Raw genomic sequence first — 1,207 nt, forward strand, 5'->3', positions numbered from 1 at the left:
TGTCTGGGTCTAGCTGCTTCAATGTCTTTGCCAGCAAAGGCAGCATGAGACGACCCAGCAACTTCCGGTACCATGACTCTTTGAAAAAGTCTTTTATACCGGAAAGCAGAATTTTGGCAGCACCCTCGGCACTTTTTAGCGCCACATTGCCAACAAAGCCATCACAAACGATAACATCTGCATAGGAACGAAAGATATCGCCGCCTTCAGCAAAGCCGATATAGTTGAGCGCTTCACTTTCTTCTATTAACGAAGCGGCTAACCTAACCTGCTCATTACCCTTAATACTTTCACCGCCAACATTTAACAGTGCCACCCGGGGATTTTCAACGCCTTTGGTAATTTTTGCTAATACTTGGCCCATGATTGCAAACTGAAGAAGATGTTCGGCCGAACTATCAACATTTGCACCTAAGTCCAGAACGAAACAGCCACCACCTTGAGAAGGAAACATTTTAGTAATCGCGGGCCTATCTATACCGGGAAAGGTTCCCAGTATTGATCGCCCTAACAACATCAAAGCACCGGTATTTCCTGAGCTTACACAAGCTTGAGCTTGACCAGACTTGACCAGTTGGAGTGCCACAGCCATCGAGGAATCTTGCTTACTGCGCAGCACACGAGAAGGACGGTCATCCATAGAGACAACGGTTTCGGCGTGAACAATCGATATTGATGGATTTTCTGGGTAGGAGTGCAACAAAGCCTCCAATTCAACCTGTTTTCCAACAAGGATGATATTGAAGGCTTTGCTTTGGCAGCTGGCTGCCGGAGACGCTTGAGAAGCATCATTTGACTGAAGCTTTTCAAGATAGGCAAAAACAGCAGGGACAACAACCTGAGGGCCATCATCGCCACTCATTGCATCAACTGCAATGGTGATTCCTACAGACATTTCGCCGTCTTCAGAAACTAGTATTTACGTACTAGTCTTCTAATGTCTCAATTACTTTCTTGCCACGGTAGAAACCGTCAGCAGAAACGTGGTGACGCAAGTGCTTCTCACCTGTAGTTGGATCTACAGATAAAGTTGCAGTGCCTAGCGCGTCATGTGAACGACGCATGCCACGTCTTGAACGAGTTTTCTTACTTTTTTGAACAGCCATATTTGTTCTCCCGCGGGTATTTCAAATCAATTGATGAGCTTAGCTCACCGATTATTTCTTTAAATTCAGTTCTGAAAGCACGCTGAAAGGATTCTCTTTGG

At 45.7% G+C, this 1,207-nt stretch carries 2 protein-coding genes; both read right to left on the reverse strand.

The window, feature by feature from the left end; genetic code table 11:
* A partial coding sequence (plsX, locus tag A3729_RS20905; protein ID WP_068634240.1) for a phosphate acyltransferase PlsX occupies positions 1 to 895 on the reverse strand: 895 nt, incomplete at its 3' end.
* A 31-nt stretch (positions 896 to 926) separates the two neighbouring features.
* Complete coding sequence (gene rpmF / locus A3729_RS20910) at positions 927 to 1,106, reverse strand: 50S ribosomal protein L32 (RefSeq protein WP_068506763.1); 180 nt, start codon at positions 1,104 to 1,106, stop codon at positions 927 to 929.
* Between the last annotated feature and the right edge of the window lie 101 nt (positions 1,107 to 1,207).

The organism is Oleiphilus sp. HI0043, assembly GCF_001634935.1.

What these genes read in the sequence shown, in the direction of transcription:
- rpmF (WP_068506763.1), bottom strand. Translation starts at nt 1,106, where the DNA reads ATGGCTGTTCAAAAAAGTAAGAAAACTCGTTCAAGACGTGGCATGCGT.